This is a genomic window from Streptomyces sp. NPDC002623 (assembly GCF_053592635.1).
Genome location: NZ_JBSFWB010000006.1, coordinates 44,676 through 63,838, shown reverse-complemented (window position 1 = coordinate 63,838; position 19,163 = coordinate 44,676). Strand labels below are relative to the sequence as shown.

General features: G+C 72.6%; 14 protein-coding genes. 2 read left to right on the top strand and 12 right to left on the bottom strand.

The window, feature by feature from the left end:
* Window positions 1-2 precede the first annotated feature (2 nt).
* From ACWD4O_RS12635 to hrcA, 7 genes are all read right to left on the bottom strand, one after another.
* Window positions 3-356 (bottom strand): histidine triad nucleotide-binding protein, encoded by a 354-nt coding sequence (locus ACWD4O_RS12635; protein ID WP_351917678.1) that lies wholly within the window; start codon window positions 354-356, stop codon window positions 3-5.
* A 139-nt stretch (window positions 357-495) separates the two neighbouring features.
* The gene (locus ACWD4O_RS12630; protein WP_451279698.1) at window positions 496-3,699 is read right to left on the bottom strand and encodes a S41 family peptidase; all 3,204 of its coding nucleotides are present in this window, start codon (window positions 3,697-3,699) and stop codon (window positions 496-498) included.
* A gap of 45 nt (window positions 3,700-3,744) precedes the next feature.
* Window positions 3,745-4,236 (bottom strand): hypothetical protein, encoded by a 492-nt coding sequence (locus tag ACWD4O_RS12625; protein WP_451279697.1) that lies wholly within the window; start codon window positions 4,234-4,236, stop codon window positions 3,745-3,747.
* A 93-nt stretch (window positions 4,237-4,329) separates the two neighbouring features.
* Window positions 4,330-5,076 (bottom strand): 16S rRNA (uracil(1498)-N(3))-methyltransferase, encoded by a 747-nt coding sequence (locus ACWD4O_RS12620; RefSeq protein ID WP_451279696.1) that lies wholly within the window; start codon window positions 5,074-5,076, stop codon window positions 4,330-4,332.
* A complete protein-coding gene (locus ACWD4O_RS12615; protein ID WP_451279695.1) occupies window positions 5,073-6,176 on the bottom strand; it encodes a nitronate monooxygenase in 1,104 nt (367 codons plus the stop codon). The genes ACWD4O_RS12620 and ACWD4O_RS12615 overlap by 4 nt, the downstream gene beginning before the upstream one ends.
* Window positions 6,177-6,331: 155 nt before the next feature.
* Entirely contained in the window at window positions 6,332-7,468 is a 1,137-nt protein-coding gene (gene dnaJ, locus ACWD4O_RS12610; RefSeq protein WP_351915642.1) for a molecular chaperone DnaJ, read from the bottom strand.
* Window positions 7,469-8,485 carry a heat-inducible transcriptional repressor HrcA gene (hrcA, locus tag ACWD4O_RS12605; protein ID WP_351915640.1) on the bottom strand — a complete coding sequence of 339 codons (1,017 nt, stop codon included), beginning with the start codon at window positions 8,483-8,485 and terminating at the stop codon, window positions 7,469-7,471. It abuts the gene before it with no gap.
* Between the two features lie 195 nt (window positions 8,486-8,680).
* On the opposite strand from hrcA, the gene ACWD4O_RS12600 reads away from it, so the two are divergent.
* Window positions 8,681-9,403 (top strand): MBL fold metallo-hydrolase, encoded by a 723-nt coding sequence (locus ACWD4O_RS12600; protein ID WP_451279694.1) that lies wholly within the window; start codon window positions 8,681-8,683, stop codon window positions 9,401-9,403.
* 34 nt (window positions 9,404-9,437) lie between these two features.
* Window positions 9,438-10,256: a DUF3097 domain-containing protein gene (locus ACWD4O_RS12595; protein ID WP_451279693.1), complete on the top strand. Its 819-nt coding sequence runs from the start codon at window positions 9,438-9,440 to the stop codon at window positions 10,254-10,256.
* Between the two features lie 86 nt (window positions 10,257-10,342).
* Here the strand turns inward: ACWD4O_RS12595 and hemW are convergent, their stop codons facing one another.
* The 5 genes from hemW to lepA all read right to left on the bottom strand — a co-directional run bounded on the left by hemW (window position 10,343) and on the right by lepA (window position 19,039).
* Window positions 10,343-11,575 carry a radical SAM family heme chaperone HemW gene (gene hemW / locus ACWD4O_RS12590; RefSeq protein ID WP_451279692.1) on the bottom strand — a complete coding sequence of 411 codons (1,233 nt, stop codon included), beginning with the start codon at window positions 11,573-11,575 and terminating at the stop codon, window positions 10,343-10,345.
* A gap of 145 nt (window positions 11,576-11,720) precedes the next feature.
* On the bottom strand, window positions 11,721-12,812 hold the full coding sequence (locus ACWD4O_RS12585; RefSeq protein WP_451279963.1) for a Dyp-type peroxidase: 1,092 nt from the start codon (window positions 12,810-12,812) through the stop codon (window positions 11,721-11,723).
* 73 nt (window positions 12,813-12,885) lie between these two features.
* Window positions 12,886-14,841 carry a SpoIIE family protein phosphatase gene (locus ACWD4O_RS12580; RefSeq protein WP_451279691.1) on the bottom strand — a complete coding sequence of 652 codons (1,956 nt, stop codon included), beginning with the start codon at window positions 14,839-14,841 and terminating at the stop codon, window positions 12,886-12,888.
* Between the two features lie 216 nt (window positions 14,842-15,057).
* Window positions 15,058-16,935, bottom strand: a complete 1,878-nt coding sequence (locus ACWD4O_RS12575; protein WP_451279690.1) for an AMP-dependent synthetase/ligase — start codon at window positions 16,933-16,935, stop codon at window positions 15,058-15,060.
* Between the two features lie 235 nt (window positions 16,936-17,170).
* Window positions 17,171-19,039 (bottom strand): translation elongation factor 4, encoded by a 1,869-nt coding sequence (lepA, locus tag ACWD4O_RS12570; protein ID WP_451279689.1) that lies wholly within the window; start codon window positions 19,037-19,039, stop codon window positions 17,171-17,173.
* Between the last annotated feature and the right edge of the window lie 124 nt (window positions 19,040-19,163).

The window sequence follows — 19,163 nt, the reverse complement described above, 5'->3', positions numbered from 1 at the left end:
GCCTATCCGGGGGGCCAGTGCAGACCGCGGCCGCCGAGGACGTGCGCGTGGGCGTGGAACACGGTCTGGCCCGCGCCGGCGCCGGTGTTGAAGACGATGCGGTAGCTCTCCAGCTTGTCCTCGTCGGCGACGGTCTGGGCCTCGCGCAGCACGTCCGCGGCGATGACGGGTTCGGCGACGGCGAGGGCGGCGGCGGTCGGGTAGTGCACCTTCGGGATCACCAGGACGTGCGTGGGCGCCTGGGGGTTGATGTCCCGGAACGCGACGGTCGTCTCCGTCTCGCGGACGATCGTCGCGGGGATGTGCCCCTCGGCGATCTTGCAGAACAGACAGTCGTCCTGCGGTTCCCCTGCCATGCGGTCCCCTCGGTAGTGCGGGTGAGTGTGCGCATCGTAGCGTCGTCGGGTGCGGGTTCGGTGGGGGCTGGTCGCGCCCCGCGGCGGAGCCGCATATCGATACAGCCCCGCGCCCCTTGGTCGGACCCGGTGCCCCTTGTCACATCGGCAGCGTCGGCGGGATCTTCGCAGGTGCCGTCTCCAGCGCCTCCAGCGCGATCCGTACCGCCTCGTCCAGTTGCACGTCACGGCCCGCCGCGTAGTCCTGCGGAGCGCAGACCACCTCCACGTCCGGGTCGACGCCGTGGTTCTCGACGCCCCAGCCGTAACCCTCCAGCCAGATCGCGTACTTGGGCTGGGTGACGAGCGTCCCGTCGATCAACCGGTACCGGCTGTCGATCCCGATCGTCCCGCCCCAGGTGCGCGTGCCCACCACCGGGCCGATCCCGAGCGCCTTGATCGCCGCGTTGACGATGTCCCCGTCCGACCCGGAGAACTCGTTGGCGACGGCGACGACCGGCCCGCGGGGCGCGTCCTCCGGATAGCTGGACGCCCGCATGCCGCGCGGCACGTCCCAGCCGACGATCCGCCGCGCGAGCTTCTCGACGACGAGCTGGGAGGTGTGCCCGCCGCGGTTCTCCCGGACGTCCACGATCAGCCCCTCCCGGGCCACCTCGACCCGCAGGTCACGGTGGATCTGGGCCCAGCCCGGCGCCTGCATGTCGGGCACGTGCAGATAGCCCAGCCGCCCGCCCGACGCCTCGTGCACATACGCCCGCCGGTCCGCGACCCACGCGTGGTAGCGCAGCGCCTCCTCGTCCGCGACCGGGACGACGACCGCATGCCGCGGCTCGCCCCCGCCGGACGGCGAGATCGTCAGCTCGACGACCTTGCCCGCCGTCCCGACGAGCAGCGGTCCGGGCCCGGTGACCGGGTCCACCGGCTGTCCGCCGACGGCGACCACCGCGTCACCGGCCCGCACCGCCACGCCGGGCGCGGCGAGCGGGGAACGGGCGTCGGGGTCGGAGGTCTCCGAGGGCAGGACGCGGTCGATGCGCCAACTGCCGTCCTCGTGCCGGGAGACGTCCGCGCCGAGCAGCCCCTGCCGGGCGCCGCCGCCCCCGCCGCCGCGCGGCATGACATAGGCGTGCGAGGTGCCGAGTTCGCCGTGCACCTCCCACAGCAGGTCGACGAGGTCGTCGTGGGTCGCGACCCGGTCGAGCACGGGCCGGTAGCGGTCGAGGACGCCGTCCCAGTCGACGCCGCCCAGATCGGGCCGCCAGAAGTTGTCCCGCATGATCCGGCCGGTCTCGTCGTACATCTGCCGCCACTCCGCGGCCGGGTCGACGATGCGGCGGATCCGGCTGAGGTCGACGGTGATGTTGCTGTCGCTGTCCTCGTCGCCGGAGGCCCGCCGGTCGCTGGGGACGACCTTGAGCTTGCCGTCGGTCCACAGCAGCAGCCGCTTGCCGTCGCCGCTGACCTCGAAGCCGTCGGCGTCGGCGCAGAGGTGTTCGAGGCGCTGTTGGGCGAGGTCGTAACGTTCCAGCTCGGTGTCGGGATCGGGGTCGTCCGGAGTGGCGCGGGACGCGCCGAGGACACCGCGCACGGGGTGCCGCAGCCACAGCACGCCGTCCTTCGCCGCGGCCAGCCCCGAGTAGCGGCCGGCCTCGACGGGGAAGGGCACTATCCGGTCGGCGAGGCCCTCCAGGTCGATCCGGGTGGTCGGGGTGCCCTCGCTGTCGGGCGTCTCCTCCTTCTCCGACGCCTCGAACGGCTTGCCGTGCCGCTGCGGTCCGAAGGGGGACGGCGTCGTCGCCGCGAGGGTGATGAGGTGCGGGCGGGCGCCGGCCACGAAGGAGAGGTCGAAGACGTGCTGGTCGTAGACCGGGTCGAAGGCGCGGGTGGAGAGGAACGCGAGGTGTTTGCCGTCGAGGGTGAACGTGGGCGCGTAGTCGCGGAAGCGCAGCGGGGTCGCCTCGGTGACCGACAGGTCGGTGACGTTGGCGAGCTTGAGCTGGCTGAGCGGGCGCGGCCCGGGGTGCGACCAGGCCAGCCATGCCGAGTCCGGTGAGAAGACCAGGTCGGACACCTCGCCGTCGGGGCTGCTGTCGACCTCGCGGACCTCGCCGGTCTCCCGCTCGACGAGCAGCAGCCGTCCGTCGTGCGCGGCGACGGCGGCCCGGCTGCCGTCGGGCGCCATGGCGAGCTCCAGGACCCGCCCGAGCCGTCCGGCGGCGAGCCGGCGCGGGGTGGCGCCGGGGGCCGGTCCGGTGGCCGGGGCGAACTCCAGGGCGTCCTCGCCCTCGGCGTCCGTCACCCACACCGCCCACTCCTCGCCCTCCGTGCGGAAGGTGCGCGGCAGCCTCGCCCGGACGCCGGGTTCGGCGGCGAGCGCGCGGGCGGGTCCGGCGCGGTGGGTGACCCAGTGGACGGCGCCGCGCACCTCCACGGCGCTGCCGCGCGCGGTGTGGTCGGGCGCGGCCCCGCCCAGCCAGCGGGCGGCGGTCACCGGGTAGGGGCGGCGGTCGGTGCGCTGGCCGCCGAGGCGGATGTCGAGGCGGCGGGGTTCGGCGCCGTCCAGGTCGTCCAGCAGCCACAGCTCGCCCGCGGACATGTACACGACCCGAGTGCCGTCACCGGCGGCCTGCCGGGCGTAGAAACCGTCCAAGGGCGTGTGGCGGCGCAGGTCGGAGCCGTCGGCGAGCGACGAGTACAGGGCGCCCGTGCCCTCGTGGTCGGACAGGAACGCGAGCCGGTCCCCCGCCCACACCGGGTACTCGATGTTGCCGTCCAGCTCCTGGTGCAGCCGGACGAACTCGCCGTCGCCCTCCCGGTCGATCCACAGCTTGCCCGCGGTGCCGCCCCGGTAGCGCTTCCAGTGGGCGGCCTCGCGGCCCATCGGCGCGGACAGCAGCACGGTGTGCGGGCCGTAGGCGACCGTGCCGACGGGCCCGTACGGCAGGGTCGTCGGCGGTCCGCCGTCCACCGGGACGGCACGGGCCCAACTGCGGCGCAGGCTCGCCTGGTCGTGGCTGCCGACGGCGAGGACCCGGCCCTCCGGGGTCCAGCCGCGCACCCGGGTCTGCGAACTCCCCCAGTACGTCAGCCGGGTCGACGGGCCTCCGTCGACGGGGGCGATGTGCACCTCGGGGGCGCCGTCCCGGGTGGAGGTCCAGGCGACGGTGGTGCCGTCGGGCGAGATGCGCGGGAGGGAGACCGGCATGTTGTCGGCGCTGACCCGCCAGGCGCGGCCGCCGTCGAGGGGCGCGAGCCACACGTCGTCCTCGGCGGCGAAGGCCACCAACTCGCCGTGCAGGTGCGGGAATCTGAGATACGCAGCAGGCGTCGCGGGCTGTGTCACCGGATCACTGTATGCAACGGCGAGGCCGCTGGTCAGGGGTTTCGCTCACTTGCCTGCACCATTGCCGCCGCCGCGGACCGTCTCGGTGACCGTCACCGTCACGGTGACCGTCGGCCGGCCGCCGGGCTGTGTGGAGCCGGACGGTTTGACGGGCGACGGCGTCGCGGACTTGCAGTCGCCGAGCCCGGTCACCCGGAACAGCTGCTTCTTCCCGACGACGGCGGTCAGGTCACCGCGCACACACGCCCCGTCGACCGCCCGGGAGACCGACCCGGTGACGGTGATGTCCTGTCCGTCGCCGGTCTCCCCCTGGCAGTCGACGGAGGCGACGGTCCCCGCCTTCTCCGGGTCCTTGTACTGAGCCGTGCAGGTCAGCCAGCGCACGTCCACGTCCCGCCGCCCGAGCTCGGCGGTCGCCGCCTCGTCGGTGGTGTACGCCACGGACATGCTGCTCAGCCCGCCCGGATCACAGGCCGTCACGCCGCCCGCCAGCACGGCCGCGCCCACCAGAAGCCAAATCCGCCTCAATGCCCCCATGGAGGGCAGCGTGCCACTCGGCCGGGCGGTGCGGAAGCCCGTATGCGGCCACGATCGGGACCGCGCTCACGGTCGGGAGGGTCAGTGCCTGTGTCAGGACCAGCGGCCGGTTCTGCCCAGGAGCAGGGCGGCGGCGGCCGTGCCGGCGGTCGAGGTGCGCAGGACGCTCCGCCCGAGCCGGTACGCCTTCGCGCCCGCCTCCTCGAAGAGCGCCAACTCGTCCGGGGACACGCCCCCTTCGGGTCCCACGACGAGCACGATCTCGCCCTCGGCAGGGAGTTGGGCGACGGCGAGCGGCTCGCTCGGGTAGTCGCGGTCCTCGTGCAGGACGGCGGCGAAGTCGGCCCGCGCCAGAAGTGCCGCCACCTGCTTGCTCGTCGACGCCTCGGCGACCTCGGGGAAGCGGACCCGGCGGGACTGCTTGCCGGCCTCGCGGGCGGTGGCCCGCCACTTGGCGAGCGCCTTCGCTCCGCGCTCGCCCCTCCACTGGGTGACGCAGCGCGAGGCCGCCCACGGCACGATCGCGTCGACGCCGGTCTCGGTCATCGTCTCGACGGCCAGCTCGCCCCGGTCGCCCTTGGGCAGCGCCTGGACGACGGTGATCCGGGGCGTTTCGACGGGCTCCTCGGTCACCTCCGCGAGGCGCACGACCAGCCGGTCCTTGCCCTCGGCGGCGACGACCTCGCCCTGCGCCCAGCGTCCGGCGCCGTCGGTGAGGACGACCTCCTCGCCGGCGCGCAGCCGCTTCACGGAGACGGCGTGCCGGCCCTCGGGGCCGTCCAGCACGAACTCGGCGCGGCCGGCGGGCAGTTCGTCGACGACGAAGACGGGCGCGGTCATCGGTCGCCGCCGTCCTCGTCCGCCGGAGCGTCCAGGGCGAGCTCCGACAACGCTGTCCGGGCCTCGACGAGTTCGGCCAGCAGGACCTCCACCAGCTGCCCGGCGGGCAGTTCGCGGGCCAGCCGGTGGCCCTGGCCCGCCCACAGGGCCATGCCCTGCGCGTCGCCCGCCTTGGCGGCCGCCTTGCGCAGCGGCGAGGTGAGGTGGTGGACCTCCGGATAGGCGGCGGGCGCGTACGGGCCGTGCTCGCGCAGGAAGCGGTTGACCAGGCCGCGGGCCGGGCGTCCGGAGAAGGCGCGGGTCAGCTCGGTGCGCACGAACAGGGGGTTGGTCAGCGCCTGCTTGTGCACGGCGTGCGCGCCGGACTCGGGCGTGGCGAGGAACGCGGTGCCCAGCTGGGCCGCGCTCGCGCCGGCCGCGAGGACCGCGGCGATCTGGCTGCCGCGCATCAGGCCGCCCGCGGCGACGATCGGCAGGCCGACGGTCGCGCGGACCTGGGCGAGCAGGGAGAGCAGGCCGATGCCGGCGCGGTCGTTCTCCGGGTTGTCCCGGTGGGTGCCCTGGTGGCCGCCGGCCTCCACGCCCTGCACGATCACCGCGTCGGCCCCGGCCCGCTCCACCGCGAGGGCCTCGTCGACGGTGGTCGCCGTGACCAGGGTGAACGTTCCCGCGCTGCGCAGGGAGTCCAGTGCCTCGCGGCTCGGGACGCCGAAGTGGAACGACACGACCGGCACCGGGTTGTCGAGCAGGACGGCGAGCTTGGCGTCGTAGCCGTCGTCGCGGCCGCTGTCGGGGTCGCCGAGCTCGGTCTCGTACCAGGCGGCCTCCCCGGCCAGCTGGTGGGCGTAGACCTCGACGGCCCCCGTCTCCGCATATTCGGGCTGCGGCATGAAGAGGTTCACGCCGAAGGGGCGGCCGGTGAGACTCCGCAGCTGCTTGATCTCCTGGTACATGCCGTCGGCCGTCTTGTACCCGGCGGCGAGGAACCCGAGCCCGCCCGCCTCGGCCACGGCCGCGACGAGCTGCGGGACGGAGACACCGCCCGCCATCGGGGCCTGCACGATCGGATGAGGGAAGAGATCGGTCAGTGCGGAGGACATGACGGCATGTTGTCACGTCCTCCGAACAAGTCCGAATCCGGCCGTCCATCGGCATAGGCCACCGGCACGAGTGCCGGTGGCCGGTACCTTCCGGTCGCCCTTGGGGCTGACCTTTCGGTGCCTTTCGGTTGGCTTTCGGTTGCCTTTCGGTGGGCTCAGCGCCCGTTGAAGGCGTCCTTCAGCCGCGAGAACAGGCCCTGTTGACCGGGCTGGAACTGACCTGTGGGCCGCTCCTCGCCGCGCAGCTTCGCGAACTCGCGCAGCAGCCGCTCCTGCTCGGGGTCGAGCTTGGTCGGCGTCTGTACCTCGACGTGCACGATGAGGTCGCCGCGTCCGCCGCCCCGCAGATGCGTGACGCCCCGGCCGTGCAGCGGGATCGACTGGCCGGACTGGGTGCCGGGCCGGATGTCGACCTCCTCCAGACCGTCCAGCGTCTCCAGCGGCACCTTCGTGCCGAGCGAGGCCGCCGTCATGGGGAGGGTGACCGTGCAGTGCAGATCGTCGCCGCGGCGCTGGAACATCGCGTGCGGCAGCTCGTGGATCTCCACGTACAGATCGCCCGCGGGACCGCCGCCGGGGCCGACCTCGCCCTCGCCCGCCAGCTGGATCCGGGTGCCGTTGTCGACACCGGCCGGGATCTTCACCGTGAGCGTGCGGCGGGAGCGGACACGGCCGTCACCGGCGCACTCCGGGCAGGGCGTGGGAACCACGGTTCCGAAGCCCTGGCACTGCGGACACGGCCGCGAGGTCATGACCTGGCCCAGGAAGGACCGCGTCACCTGCGACACCTCACCGCGACCGCGGCACATGTCACACGTCTGGGCGGTCGTGCCCGGGGCCGCGCCCTCACCGCTGCAGGTGGCACAGACGATCGCCGTGTCGACCTGGATGTCCTTCGTCGTGCCGAAGGCGGCCTCCTCGAGGTCGACCTCCAGCCGGATCATCGCGTCCTGGCCGCGCCGGGTGCGCGAGCGCGGCCCGCGCTGCGACGCCGTCCCGAAGAACGCGTCCATGATGTCCGAGAAGTTGCCGAAGCCACCGGCCCCGAAGCCGCCCGCGGCTCCGCCGCCCGCCTGGGACAGCGGATCGCCGCCCAGGTCGTAGACCTGCTTCTTCTGCGGGTCCGACAACACCTCGTAAGCGGCGTTGATCTCCTTGAACCGCTCCTGGGTCTTCGGATCCGGGTTGACGTCCGGGTGCAGCTCGCGAGCGAGCCGCCGGAAGGCCTTCTTGATCTCTTCCTGCGACGCATCGCGGCGCACGCCGAGAACGGCGTAGTAGTCCGTGGCCACTTACGACTCCGCCAGGATCTGTCCGACGTACCGTGCCACCGCTCGTACCGCTCCCATCGTTCCCGGGTAATCCATGCGGGTCGGTCCGACCACGCCGAGCTTGGCGACTGCCTCGCCGCCCGAACCGTAGCCGACCGACACCACTGAAGTGGAGTTGAGTCCCTCATAGGCGTTCTCGTGACCGATGCGTACGGTCATGCCCGAATCTCCCGCCTCGCCAAGGAGCTTGAGGAGCACGACCTGCTCCTCCAAGGCCTCCAGGACGGGCCGGATGGTGAGGGGAAAGTCATGTCCGAAGCGGGTGAGATTGGCGGTTCCGCCGATCATCAGCCGCTCCTCGTTCTCCTCGACGAGCGTCTCCAGCAGGGTGGAGAGCACCGTCGTGACCGTGCCGCGGTCCTCCGCCTCGAAGGCTTCCGGCAGGTCCTCGACCAGCTGCGGCACGTCCGCGAAGCGGCGGCCCGCGACCCGGCTGTTGAGCCGCGCGCGTAGATCCGCCAGAGACGTCTCCCCGAAGGGGGCCGGGCAGTCCACGAGCCGCTGCTCGACCCGCCCGGTGTCCGTGATCAGCACGAGCATCAGGCGCGCGGGCGCGAGCGAGAGAAGCTCCACGTGCCGCACGGTCGAGCGGGTCAGCGACGGGTACTGCACGACGGCGACCTGCCGGGTGAGCTGCGCGAGCAGCCGAACGGTCCGGGCCACCACATCGTCGAGGTCGACGGCGCCGTCGAGGAAGTTCTGGATGGCCCGGCGCTCCGGACCGGTCATCGGCTTGACGCCGGCCAGCTTGTCGACGAACAGCCGGTAGCCCTTGTCCGTGGGGATCCGCCCGGCACTGGTGTGCGGCTGGGCGATGAACCCCTCGTCCTCCAGGGCGGCCATGTCGTTGCGGACCGTCGCCGGGGACACACCGAGGTTGTGCCGCTCGGTGAGCGCCTTGGAACCGACCGGCTCCTCGGTGCCGACGTAGTCCTGGACGATGGCGCGCAGCACCTGGAGCCTGCGTTCACTCAGCAACCGCGCACACCTCCAGAAGTCGTCCCCGGTCCGCTGGGCGTCCGCCCCGGCACCTGCCCTGACACTGTCCCTGGCACTCTTCACTTCCGAGTGCCAGCGTTCCCCGGCCCAGTGTACGGCTGTGGGGTACACCCGGGGCAAGGTCGGCCGACGGCAGGCGGTCGGGCGGGGGCGATATGGGGCTAGCGTCGCGGTATGACGGTGACTTGGGAAGAGCTCGGGTGGGAGCGGGTGGCGCCAGGGGTCGGACGATGCCGGCTGCCGGGCTGGGACTGCACGGCCGGGCTGGTCGTCGGGGCGGGCGCGGTGCTGATGGTCGACGCGGGGTCGAGCCTCGCGGAGGGAGCCCGGCTGCGGGCGCAGGCCGAGGAGCTCACCGGCGGGCGTGTGACCCATCTCGCGCTCACCCATCCCCACTTCGACCATGTCTTCGGGGCAGCCGCGTTCGCCGGCGCGGAGGTCTTCGCAGCGGTGGGCGTGGATTCCGTGTCGGCCGAGGAACTGCGGGCGGACGCGGTGCGCAACGGCCTGGACGAGACCGCGGCGACGGAGGCCGTGGACACGCTCGTCCGGCCCCGCCACCTGGTCTGCGGCGAGTGGACCCTGGACCTGGGCGACGGCCGCCAGGTCCTGCTGGCGAACGTGGGCCCGGGCCACACGGCCCACGACCTGGCGATCCTGGTCCCCGCCGCCCCCGGCTCACCGGAGGTGGTCTTCTGCGGCGACCTGGTCGAGGAGTCCGGCGAACCGCAGGCGGGCCCGGACGCCGTCCCCTCCCACTGGCCCGCCGCCCTCGACCGGCTCCTGGACCTCGGCGGCGAGGACGCGCTGTACGTGCCGGGGCACGGGGCGGTGGTGGACGCGGCGTTCGTGCGGGCGCAGCGGGACGCGCTGGCGGCACGATTCGGCGTGTCGTAGTCATCCGGTCACGGCTTCTCCTATCGTCATCCGAATGCGCCAGTACTCCGCCGATCTGACCCCGCCCTGGAAGAAGCCCCGGCCCGTCCCCGAGGTCGCGGCGGAGCCCGGCCTGGTGGTGGAGGAGCCCGGCACCGGCTTCTGCGGCGCGGTGATCCGCTGCGAGGCGGGCACGGTGACCCTGGAGGACCGCTTCGGCAAGCACCGCGTGTTCCCGCTGGAGCCCCGCGGCTTCCTGCTGGAGGGCCGCGTCGTCACGCTCGTACGCCCGTCAGCCGGTCCCGTACGCCCCACCCGCACCGCCTCCGGCTCGGTCGCCGTCCCCGGCGCACGCGCGCGTGTGGCCCGCGCCGGCCGCATCTACGTCGAGGGCCGGCACGACGCCGAGCTGGTCGAGAAGGTCTGGGGCGACGACCTGCGCGTGGAGGGCGTGGTCGTGGAGTACCTGGAGGGCGTGGACGACCTCCCGAAGATCGTCGCCGACTTCGCGCCGGGCCCGGACGCGAAGCTGGGCATCCTGGTGGACCACCTCGTCCCCGGCACGAAGGAATGGCGTATCGCCCGGTCGGTCACCAGCGAGCACGCCCTGGTCGTGGGCCACCCGTACATCGACGTCTGGGAGGCGGTGAAGCCGTCGTCCGTGGGCATCGAGGCATGGCCCCGCGTCCCCCACGGCCAGGACTGGAAGACAGGTGTCTGCCGCGCGCTGGGCTGGCCGCCGGAGAACACGGGGGCGGTGTGGCAGGCGATCCTGGCGCGGGTGAGCTCGTACCGGGACCTGGAGCCGGAGCTGCTGGGCAGGGTCGAGGAACTGATCGACTTCGTGACTGCCACCAGCCCGTCCGGCGCTTGAGGACGAGGCCGTCCAGGCCGAAAGCGGGGGTCTGGGGGCGCAGCCCCCAGGGACGGGACGGGAAGGGGCGGCGGGGGCGAAAACCCTCAGTCCACCAGATCCCGCACCACCGCGTCCGCCAGCAACCGCCCGCGCAGCGTCAGCACGGCTCGGCCCTCGTCATACGGCTCCGCGGCCAGCAGTCCCTCCGTCAGCGCCCGTCGGGAGGCCGCCAGGCCGTCCTCCTTCAGCAGGGCCAGCGGCACGCCCTCCCGCAGCCGCAGCTCCAGCAGGATCCGCTCGACCCGCCGGTCCTCGTCGGACAGAAGCTCCCGCCCCGCGCCCGGCGAGCGCCCAGCGGCCAGCGCCGCCGCATACGCCCCCGGGTGCTTGACGTTCCACCAGCGCACCCCGCCGACATGGGAGTGGGCGCCCGGCCCCGCGCCCCACCAGTCGGCGCCGCGCCAGTACAGCTCGTTGTGCAGGCAGCGCCCGGCGGCGGAGGTCGCCCAGTTGGAGACCTCGTACCAGTCGAAGCCCGCGGCGGACATCACCTCGTCCGCGATCAGATACCGGTCGGCGTGGACGTCGTCGTCGGTCATCGGAACCTCGCCGCGCCGGATCCGGCGCGCAAGCTGCGTGCCCTCCTCGACGATCAGGGCGTAGGCCGAGACATGGTCCGGGCCCGCGCCCAGCGCCGCGTCCAGCGAGGCCCGCCAGTCGTCGTCCGACTCGCCGGGGGTGCCGTAGATCAGGTCCAGGTTGACGTGCTCGAAGCCGGCCGCGCGGGCCTCCGCCACGCACGCTTCGGGGCGGCCCGGCGTGTGGGTCCGGTCCAGCACGCGCAGCACATGCTGCTTCGCGCTCTGCATGCCGAAGGAGATCCGGTTGAAGCCGCCTCGGCGAAGGGTGGCCAGATAAGCGGGGTCGACGGACTCCGGGTTGGCCTCCGTCGTCACCTCCGCGTCCGCCGCGAGCCCGAACTCGTCGCGGATCGCGCCCAGCATCCGTACGAGGTCGGACACGGGCAGCAGGGTCGGCGTGCCGCCGCCGACGAAGACCGTGCGGACCTTGCGCGGGTCGTCGCCGAGGACCTTGCGGGCCAGGCGGACCTCGTCGATCAGGGTGTCGGCGTAGTTCTCGCGGGAGGCGAGGACACCGCCCGTGCCGCGCAGCTCTGTGGCGGTGTACGTGTTGAAGTCGCAGTAGCCGCAGCGGGTCGCGCAGTACGGGACGTGCAGATAGAACCCGAGGGGGCGGTCGGCGGCGCCGGCGAGCGCGTGCGCGGGCAGTGCACCGTCGGTGGGGACGGGCTCACCGTCGGGGAGTGCGGAAGGCATGGGGTCCATTGTCCCGCACGTCCGCACCGTTCCCGGTTCTGCCAGCTCAGCCCGGCGGTCCGGCGGTCCGCCAGCCCGGCGGTCCGGCGGTCCGGCGGCCCGCCAGCCCGGCCGCTCGCAGTCCGGCCGCTCGCAGTCCGGCCGCTCAGCCGAGCAGCTCCGCCCCCAGCGGCCGTCCCGGACGTGCCCCCGGCAGGACGTACGCCACCGCCGAGCCCCGGGCCTCGCTGAACCTGCTCAGCTCGTCCCGCGCGGCCATCCGCCGCTGCACCCGGGTGAACAGCGCCGGGTCCCGCATGAAGGCGAGGAACAGCAGGCCCTGGTCGGTGGGGCCGTCGGCGTAGGAGTAGCCGCGGCGCAGCATCCGGGCGCCGGCGTCGAGGCCGGGATCGGCGGCGCGGACATGGGAGTGCGGCGGGACGACGTCCCGGCCGCCGTCCACACCGCCGCCGTCCACGCCGTCCATGCCGTCCACGCCGTCCAGCGGGCCGCCGGTCTCGCGGCGACGGCCGATGATCTCTTCCTGGCGGTGCACGGGGAGCCGCGCGAAGTCCTCGACGCTGAGGTGGACGCGCCGGACGACGAGGTAGGTGGCGTCGCCCGTCCAGACCCAGCGTTCGCACTCCTCGGCGGTGGGGTTGGCGCTGCCGTTCTTGAAGCCGAGCAGGTCGCGAGGGGTGCCGCCGCCGTCCGGGGACGGCGGCAGGAAGCCGGCCTGCCGCCAGCGCGGGCGCAGGGTGTCCCCGGCCAGCCGGGTCAGGGTCGCGGCGGCCGCCTCGGTGGCGTCGGCGCTGTCGGCACACAGCTGTACGAGCACGTCGCCGCCGCAGCGGGCGGGGTCGAGACGCTCGCCGGGGAAGGGCGGCAGCTCGCGCAGGGCGGCGGGGACGGGGACGCCGAGGCGGCCGGGCAGGCGGGGGCCGATGCCGACGGTGGCGGTGAGACGGACCGCACCGGAACTCCCGAGGGCGTGGGTCCACGCGCCGAGCACCGCCTTGAGCGCACGGACGCCCGCCGCGCCGCGCAGTTCGGGATCGAGGTCGTACGCGAGCAGTAGCGCGGTGGCCTGCTGCGGGGTGGTCACCCCGGCCTGGCGCATGCCGTGGAGGGCGGGTCCAGGGGCGCCCTGCGGCGGATCGGCGTCACGGGTACAGGCGGTCACGGTCAGCCCGATCCCCACGCCGGCGATCAGGACGCGTCGGCGGGTGGGCGCATCAAATACGGCATTCTTCGCCATCGGCACGAACGGGACGATACATCCGTCGGTGCGACCGCCCCGTCTCCCCCGCCCGGGCCGGTCCCCCGCACTCTCAGTCCGCCTGCAGCACCAGCAGCGCCAGATCGTCCTCCGGTGGCTGCTCGCCGAACTCGTGCACGAGCCGCCGGATCCGCTCCGCGATCAGCTCCGCGTCGAGCCCGGCGCAGCCGGCGAGCGCGGTCGCCAGGCCGTCGCCGTCGTCGAACTGACGGGAGCCCGACCGCCGTTCCGTGACCCCGTCGGTGACGCACAGCAGGCTGTCGCCGGTCCGCAGCTCCAGGCTGTCGCTGGTGTACGTGACGTCCTCGATGACCCCGAGGAGGGTCTGCGGGCGCCCGGCCGTGGCCACCGAGCCGTCCGGTGCGAGCAGCAGCGGCAGCGGGTGTCCGGCGGAGGCGAGGGTGCAGCGGACGCCGCCCTCGAAGGGGGCCAGTTCGCCGTAGAGGAGGGAGAGGAAGCGGGTCTGCGGGCCCTCGCCCGGTCCGGCGGGGCCGACGAAGGCGCGGGCGGCGGCGTCGGCGGCCTCGGTCGCGTCGTCGAGGAGGAGCTGGTTGAGGCGGTCCAGGACGTCGGCGACGCGGTAGCCCTCGCGGGCCAGCAGCCGCAGCCAGGGCCGGGCGAGGCCGATGACGACGGCCGCCTCCGGGCCCTTGCCCTGTACGTCGCCCACCGCGAAGCACCAGCGGCCGTCGCCCGCCGGGAACAGGTCGTAGAAGTCGCCGCTCGGCCCGCCCTGCTCGCGCGGCTCGTAGACGAGGGCGCTGCGCATGCCGGGGATCTCGGCGACCGCGCCGGGCAGCAGCCCGCGCTGCAGGACGGCGCTGATGGTGGCCTGGCGGGCGTACTGACGGGCCGCGCCGATCGCGAGCGCCACCCGGCGGCCGAGGTCCTCGACGAGGCCGGTGACCTCGTCGGGAAAGGCGGTCGGCCCGGCCCGGCCGATGACCAGGGTGCCCAGCGGGCGGCCGCCGGCGATCAGCCGGTAGGCGAGCGACGCGCCGCGCGGGCCGAGCACCGTGCCGGGCCAGGGGAAGGGCTCGGGTCCGGACTGCGGACCGCCGTCGGGCGGACACGGCGGGTCCTTCTCCAGGGCCCGGCGCAGTTCCTCGATGAGGTGCTCGCCGCCGTGCCAGACCCGGGCCAGCCGCGGGCCGGGCCCGCCGGCCCAGTCGCCGCGTCCGCCGACCTCGTCCTCCAGCCACACCGCGCACCAGTCGGCGAGCCGCGGCACGAGAAGCTGGCCGGTCAGCGCGGCCACCAGGTCCTCGTCGAGCTGTCCGGCGAGCAGGTCGGAGGCCTCGGCGAGGAAGGAGAGGGCGCCGCGGTTGAGCCAGTCCGGGTCGCCGCGTCCGACGGGCTGCGGCTCGGGGGCGAGGGCTGCGAGGAGACCCGGGGCGGGGCCGTCGGCCGGATCGAGGTCATGGGGCTCGGCGTTCGGCGTCAGTCGCGCCCACACCGTCTTCGTCCCCCTGCGGTACGTCACTCCCCAGGCTTCGGCGAGCGCGGCGACCAGGCGCAGGCCCCGGCCGTACTCCGGCATCTCGTACGGCGTCCCACCGTCCGACGGCGTCTCGTACGAGTCGTACGACCCGTACGACTCATACGCCGATGTCTGGTTCGGCGGTTCGGCGGCGCCGTCGCGTGGGGCGCGGGAGGGGTGGTGGTCGGAGACCTCGACGACGACCGCGAGGCAGCCGTCGGGGTGCCCGGGCTCGTCCTCCAGCCGGCAGACCAGCTCGACGTCGGTGCCGGCGTGGACGACGGCGTTCGTGACGAGCTCACTGACGACGAGTATCGCGTCCTGCGCGCACCGCTCGCCGAGTTCTCCGGGACCGGGTGCGCCGGCGCCGACCCACTCCGTGAGCGCGGCGCGGACCAAGGCGCGGGCGGCGCCGGGCGCCAAGGGGCCGCCGGTCAGGGTCGTACGGGTGTGCGGGAGCCCGCCTGAGTGCGCGGGCGCGCCGTTGGCACGGGAGACGGTCTCCCGTTGGGTCGGAATGGCCCCCATGCGCAGCTCCCCGGACGGTTTCGGATGCCCTCAGCGTGACAGACCGATCCCGGCCATGAGCGCTGGGTTACCGAAGTGGGCCGTCATGAGCGAGAAGCGTGCTGCGCAGATGCACACCCGTGTACGCGCGTGCTCGATGACGCACGGTTGAGGGGCGGAATCCGAGCATTCGGACTCCGCCCCCACCCCGCGCACTGGCCTAATACGGGTGGTGCGTCACGCCTCGCGCGCTCCGGCGTACATCTCGTCGATGAGGTGCTTGTACTCCCGCTCCACGACGGGTCGCTTCAGCTTCAGGCTCGGCGTGATCTCGCCGTGCTCGACGTCGAGGTCCCGGGGCAGCAGCCGGAACTTCTTGACGGTCTGCCAGCGCTGGAGGCCCTCGTTGAGCTGCTTGACGTAGCCGTCGATGAGCTCGACCGTCGCGGGCGCGGCGACGACGTCCGCGTACGACTTTCCGGCCAGTCCGTTCTCCTTCGCCCAGTCCATGAGCGAGATCTCGTCGAGGGCGATGAGCGCGGTGCAGAAGTTCCGGTCGGCGCCGTGCACGAGGATGTTGGAGACGTACGGGCACACCGCCTTGAACTGTCCCTCGACCTCGGCGGGCGCGATGTACTTGCCGCCGGAGGTTTTGATCAGGTCCTTCTTGCGGTCGGTGATGCGCAGATAGCCGTCGGGCGAGAGCTCGCCGATGTCGCCGGTGTGGAACCAGCCGTCGGCCTCCAGCACCTCGGCGGTCTTCTCGGGGAGCCCGTGGTAGCCCTCCATGATGCCGGGGCCGCGCAGCAGGATCTCGCCGTCCTCGGCGATGCGCACCTCGGTGCCGGGCAGCGGCTTGCCGACCGTGCCGGTGCGGTAGGCCTCGCCGGGGTTCACGAAGGAGGCCGCGGAGGACTCCGTCAGGCCGTAGCCCTCGAGGATGTGGATGCCCGCGCCGGCGAAGAAGTAGCCGATCTCGGGCGCGAGGGCCGCCGAGCCGGACACGCACGCGCGCAGGTTCCCGCCGAAGGCCTCGCGGATCTTGGCGTAGACGAGCGCGTCGGCGACCTTGTGCTTGGCGCCGAGCCCGAAGGGGACGGCGGCGCTGCCGGTGCGGCGGAAGTTGTCCTGTGCGGCCTTGGCGTACTCGCGGGAGACCCCGACGGCCCACTGGAAGATCTTGTACTTGGCCCCGCCGCCCGCGCGGGCCTTGGCGGCGACCCCGTTGTAGACCTTCTCGAAGATGCGCGGCACGGCCGCCATGTACGTCGGCCGGACGATCGGCAGATTCTCGATGATCTTGTCGACGCGGCCGTCGACGGCGGTGACGTGCCCGACCTCGATCTGTCCGGAGGTGAGCACCTTGCCGAAGACGTGCGCGAGCGGCAGCCACAGGTACTGCACGTCCTCGGCGCTGATCAGCCCGGTCGCGGCGATCGCCTTGGCCATGTACGACCAGTTGTCGTGCGGGAGGCGCACGCCCTTGGGGCGGCCGGTGGTGCCGGAGGTGTAGATGAGGGTGGCGAGCTGGTCGGAGGTGATCGCGGCGACCCGGTCCTTGATCAGTCCGGGCTCCTGCGCCAGCCGGGCGGCGCCGCGCTTCTCCAGCTCGTCGAGGGTGAGGATCCAGTCCTCGCCGGTCTCGACGCCGGCCGGGTCGATGACGACGACGTGGGTGAGAGCGGGCAGCTCGGCGCGCTTCTCGATCGCCTTGGCGAGCTGGGCTGCGTCCTCGGCGATCAGCACCCTGCTCTCGGAGTCCGAGAGGATGAACGCCGACTCGTCGGCATTGGTCTGCGGGTAGACGGTGGTCGTGGCGGCCCCGGCGCACATGATGCCGAGGTCGGCCAGGATCCACTCGTACCGGGTGGAGGAGGCGAGCGCGACGCGCTGCTCCGCCTGCACGCCGAGCTCGATGAGGCCGGCCGCGATCGCGTAGACCCGCTCGGCGGCCTGCGCCCAGCTCAGCGACTTCCATTCGTCGGGGCCCGCGCCGGACGCGGCCGGCACCGGGTACCGGTACGCCTCCACGTCGGGCGTGGCCGCCACGCGCTCCAGGAAGAGGCCCGCGACCGACGGCGGACGGTTCTCGATCAGTGTCTGTGTGTCGCTCACGACATCCTCCGGCGCCCGCGGCGTTGCTGGCTCAATGCGGCTGGTGGCTGACTGCTGTTGTTTAACTCACGAGTAACTATTGAGCAGGCATCAGAGTAAGCGGCGACTGGCCAGCGCGTAAGGGGCTCCGGGTGATCGATTTCCACCAGGACGGCCCACACGAGCACCACAGGACGCACCCGGGGCCCGCCGCGCTCTCGCGTGACGGGCCCCGGAGGATCGGCGTTCCGGGCGGCTACTTCTTGCCCTTGCCGGATCCCGCGTTCTCGTCGCTGCTCAGAACGGCGATGAAGGCCTCCTGCGGAACCTCCACGGAACCCACCATCTTCATCCGCTTCTTGCCTTCCTTCTGCTTCTCCAGCAGCTTGCGCTTCCGGGAGATGTCACCGCCGTAGCACTTGGCGAGGACGTCCTTGCGGATGGCGCGGATGGTCTCTCGGGCGATGACCCGGGAACCGATGGCCGCCTGGATGGGCACCTCGAAGGCCTGCCGCGGGATCAGCTCGCGCAGCTTGGCGACGAGCCGCACACCGTAGGCGTAGGCCGCGTCCTTGTGGGTGACGGCGGAGAACGCGTCGACCTTGTCGCCGTGCAGCAGGATGTCGACCTTGACCAGGCTGGAGGCCTGCTCGCCGGTGGGCTCGTAGTCGAGCGAGGCGTAGCCGCGGGTCTTGGACTTCAGCTGGTCGAAGAAGTCGAAGACGATCTCCGCGAGCGGGAGCGTGTAGCGGATCTCGACCCGGTCCTCGGAGAGGTAGTCCATGCCGAGCAGGGTGCCGCGCCGGGTCTGGCACAGCTCCATGATCGACCCGATGAACTCGGAGGGCGCGAGGATCGTGGCGCGTACGACAGGCTCGTACACGTCGTCGATCTTCCCCTCGGGGAACTCGCTCGGGTTGGTGACCGTGTGCTCGGTGCGGTCCTCCATGACGACGCGGTAGACCACGTTGGGCGCGGTGGCGATCAGATCGAGCCCGAACTCGCGCTCCAGCCGCTCCCGGATCACGTCGAGGTGCAGGAGCCCGAGGAAACCGACGCGGAAACCGAAGCCCAGAGCCGCCGAGGTCTCCGGCTCGTACACCAGCGCGGCATCGTTGAGCTGGAGCTTGTCGAGGGCGTCGCGCAACTCGGGGTAGTCGGAGCCGTCCAGCGGATACAGGCCCGAGAAGACCATCGGCTTCGGGTCCTTGTAGCCGCCGAGCGCCTCGGTGGCCCCCTTGTGCAGGGTGGTGATGGTGTCACCGACCTTGGACTGACGGACGTCCTTCACACCGGTGATGAGATAGCCCACCTCACCGACGCCGAGCCCGTCGGCCGACTTCATCTCCGGGGACGAGACGCCGATCTCCAGCAGCTCGTGCGTGGCGCCCGTGGACATCATCCGGATCCGCTCACGCTTGTTGAGCTGCCCGTCGATGACACGTACGTACGTCACGACACCGCGATAGGAGTCGTACACCGAGTCGAAGATCATGGCGCGCGCCGGAGCGTCCTGGACGCCGACCGGTGCGGGGACCTCGGCGACGACCTTGTCCAGCAGCGCCTCGACGCCCAGACCCGTCTTGGCGGAGACCTTGAGGACGTCATCGGGGTCGCAGCCGATGAGGTTGGCGAGCTCCTCGGAGAACTTCTCGGGCTGCGCGGCCGGCAGGTCGATCTTGTTCAGCACCGGGATGATCTTAAGGTCGTTCTCCATCGCCAGGTAGAGGTTGGCGAGGGTCTGGGCCTCGATGCCCTGAGCGGCGTCGACGAGGAGAACGGTCCCCTCGCAGGCCGCGAGCGACCGCGAGACCTCGTAGGTGAAGTCGACGTGCCCGGGGGTGTCGATCATGTTGAGGATGTGCGTCTTGCCCGGATCCTGAGTCGGGGCCCAGGGCAGACGCACGGCCTGGGACTTGATCGTGATGCCGCGCTCGCGCTCGATGTCCATGCGGTCGAGGTACTGAGCACGCATCTGCCGCTGGTCGACCACGCCGGTCAGCTGGAGCATGCGGTCGGCGAGCGTGGACTTGCCGTGGTCGATGTGCGCGATGATGCAGAAATTGCGGATCAGAGCCGGGGCGGTACGGCTCGGCTCGGGCACATTCTTAGGGGTCGCGGGCACGCAGGGTCCTGATTCTTGAGGTATCCGCAGGGTCAGCGGCTCGGGTCGGATCTATACGTAGGCTCCATGGTCCCATGGGCGGCGACCGGGGGCCGGTTTGGGCCGTTCTCGCGTCCACTGGTAA

Coding starts and splice junctions, on each gene's coding strand:
- ACWD4O_RS12620 (WP_451279696.1), bottom strand. CDS start 5,076: ATGACCGCGCCCGTCTTCGTCGTCGACGAACTGCCCGCCGGCCGCGCC.
- ACWD4O_RS12600 (WP_451279694.1), top strand. CDS start 8,681: ATGACGGTGACTTGGGAAGAGCTCGGGTGGGAGCGGGTGGCGCCAGGG.
- ACWD4O_RS12585 (WP_451279963.1), bottom strand. CDS start 12,812: ATGGCGAAGAATGCCGTATTTGATGCGCCCACCCGCCGACGCGTCCTG.
- ACWD4O_RS12625 (WP_451279697.1), bottom strand. CDS start 4,236: ATGGGGGCATTGAGGCGGATTTGGCTTCTGGTGGGCGCGGCCGTGCTG.
- ACWD4O_RS12595 (WP_451279693.1), top strand. CDS start 9,438: ATGCGCCAGTACTCCGCCGATCTGACCCCGCCCTGGAAGAAGCCCCGG.
- ACWD4O_RS12635 (WP_351917678.1), bottom strand. CDS start 356: ATGGCAGGGGAACCGCAGGACGACTGTCTGTTCTGCAAGATCGCCGAG.
- ACWD4O_RS12615 (WP_451279695.1), bottom strand. CDS start 6,176: ATGTCCTCCGCACTGACCGATCTCTTCCCTCATCCGATCGTGCAGGCC.
- ACWD4O_RS12580 (WP_451279691.1), bottom strand. CDS start 14,841: ATGGGGGCCATTCCGACCCAACGGGAGACCGTCTCCCGTGCCAACGGC.
- hemW (WP_451279692.1), bottom strand. CDS start 11,575: ATGCCTTCCGCACTCCCCGACGGTGAGCCCGTCCCCACCGACGGTGCA.